The organism is Actinoplanes sp. NPDC048791 (genome assembly GCF_040650095.1).
Taxonomy (GTDB): Bacteria; Actinomycetota; Actinomycetes; order Mycobacteriales; family Micromonosporaceae; genus Actinoplanes.
The window spans coordinates 1-1,663 of sequence record NZ_JBEZGQ010000878.1 but is presented as its reverse complement, the minus strand read 5'-3'; the positions used below and the strand labels follow the sequence as shown (position 1 = coordinate 1,663).

Sequence of the window (1,663 nt, the reverse complement as noted above, 5' to 3'; positions counted from 1 at the left end):
GCGCCGCCATGACCTGGGTCGACTGCAGATCTGGATCAGCGGAGCGCTTCCTCCGGCGGATCACCATCAGTACGAGCGTGCCCAGGCCCGCGGCGACCAGGAGCCCGCCCACCAGGGTGAACATGAACGAACCACTGTCGTCGTCGGCGGTCCTGGTGGCCGGCGGCACCACCCCGGCCAGGCTGGCCTTCGGCGCGGGCTTCCCGGCTGTGGCGGGAGTGCTCTCCGCGGCGGTGGGCGACGGTGACGTCTTGGTGGGGGTGGGCAGGGCGGTCAGGACCAGCCGTACGGTCGCGCCCCGCGCGGTGCCCTGGACGGTCGCGCGAGCGGCGCGGTAGCCGTCCTTGTCCGCGACGACCGTGATGGACCCGGCGGCGATCGGCTTGCTGTCGCTCGCCTTGATCGAGAACCGGCCCTTCCCGTCGCTGGTCGTCCGGTACTCGTGCCCGGCGCTGTCCCGGACGGTCAGGCTCGCGCCCGTGATCGCCTTGCCGTCGGCGTCACGGACCCGGCCGGTGACCCGGCTCACCGCCGACGACGACGGCGTGTTCCCGCCCCGGACAATGATCATCTTGTGGTCGAAGGCAGTCTGCGTGCCGATCCGTACGCTGACCGCGAGGTTGCGGCCGCTCTCCTCGCCGGGACCCACCTCCGGGGCGACGACCGTGGCCTCGAAGGTCCGGCTCTTGCCGGGTCCGAGGTCCGGGGCCGCGGCACATCCGGCGGTGCAGCGCAGGCCACCGGAGACGGCCACGAAGACCTTCTCGGTCCGCTGGTTGTTGTTCGTGGCCTGGAACCGCACCTGCACCGTCCCGCCGGACGGCACGCTCTCCGACGACACGCGCAGGATGCGGATGGCCGGAGGGGCGGCCGCCGCGGGCGCCGCGTACCCCGCGAGCATCGCCCCGGCCAGCGCCACCGGCGCCGCGGCACGGATCAGCCGGGCCCGTGAGCTCGTCACGTCGAACCACCTTCTTCACGGCAAGCGACACCGGTCGATGACGCCGCGGGCCACTATGCCCTGTCGTGGGTGGCTCGCGCGAACCGATGCCGGCTGAGCAGCCGGAACGCTTGCCCGGGGACGAGCGCCGAGCGTAGCGTCGGCCGGGATGGAGCTGCTCGAACGCGCCGACGCGTTGGCGGAGCTGACCGGCGCGCTGGCCGCGACGGGGCACCGGGGCCGGGTCGTGCTCGTGACCGGTGAGGCCGGCATCGGGAAGTCCGCTCTGATCAACCGGTTCCGGCAGCTGGGGCCGGCGGACGCGGCGTTCCTGTCCGGTGCTTGTGATCCGCTGCTCACCCCGCGGGCCCTCGGTCCGCTGCACGACATGGCCCGGGAGCTGAGCGATCCGCTTCCCGCGCTGCTCGCGTCCGGCCCGCGGGAGGCCGTCTTCTCGGCTCTGGTGGACCAGCTCGCCCGGCCGTCGCAACCGCGGGTGATGGTGGTCGAGGACGCCCACTGGGCCGATGAGGCGACCCTCGATCTGCTGGTGTTCCTGGGTCGCCGCCTGGAGCGCATGCCGGTGCTGCTCGTCGTCACGTACCGGGATGACGAGGTGGGTGTCGATCATCCGCTGCGGGCGGTCGTCGGCCGGCTGCCCGCCGACGCCGTGGGCCGGCTCCCGCTGGAGCCGCTGTCCGAGGCCGCCGTCGCGGAGCTGGC

Annotated in this window: 2 protein-coding genes; one reads left to right on the top strand and one right to left on the bottom strand. The window is 73.4% G+C overall.

Annotated elements, in window-relative coordinates:
* On the bottom strand, positions 1 to 961 hold a 961-nt coding region (locus AB0C29_RS38935; protein ID WP_360831531.1), incomplete at its 3' end, for a carboxypeptidase-like regulatory domain-containing protein.
* Positions 962 to 1,109: 148 nt separating this feature from the next.
* Here AB0C29_RS38935 and AB0C29_RS38930 point away from each other — a divergent pair.
* The coding region (locus AB0C29_RS38930; RefSeq protein WP_360831529.1) for an AAA family ATPase at positions 1,110 to 1,663 on the top strand (554 nt) is incomplete at its 3' end.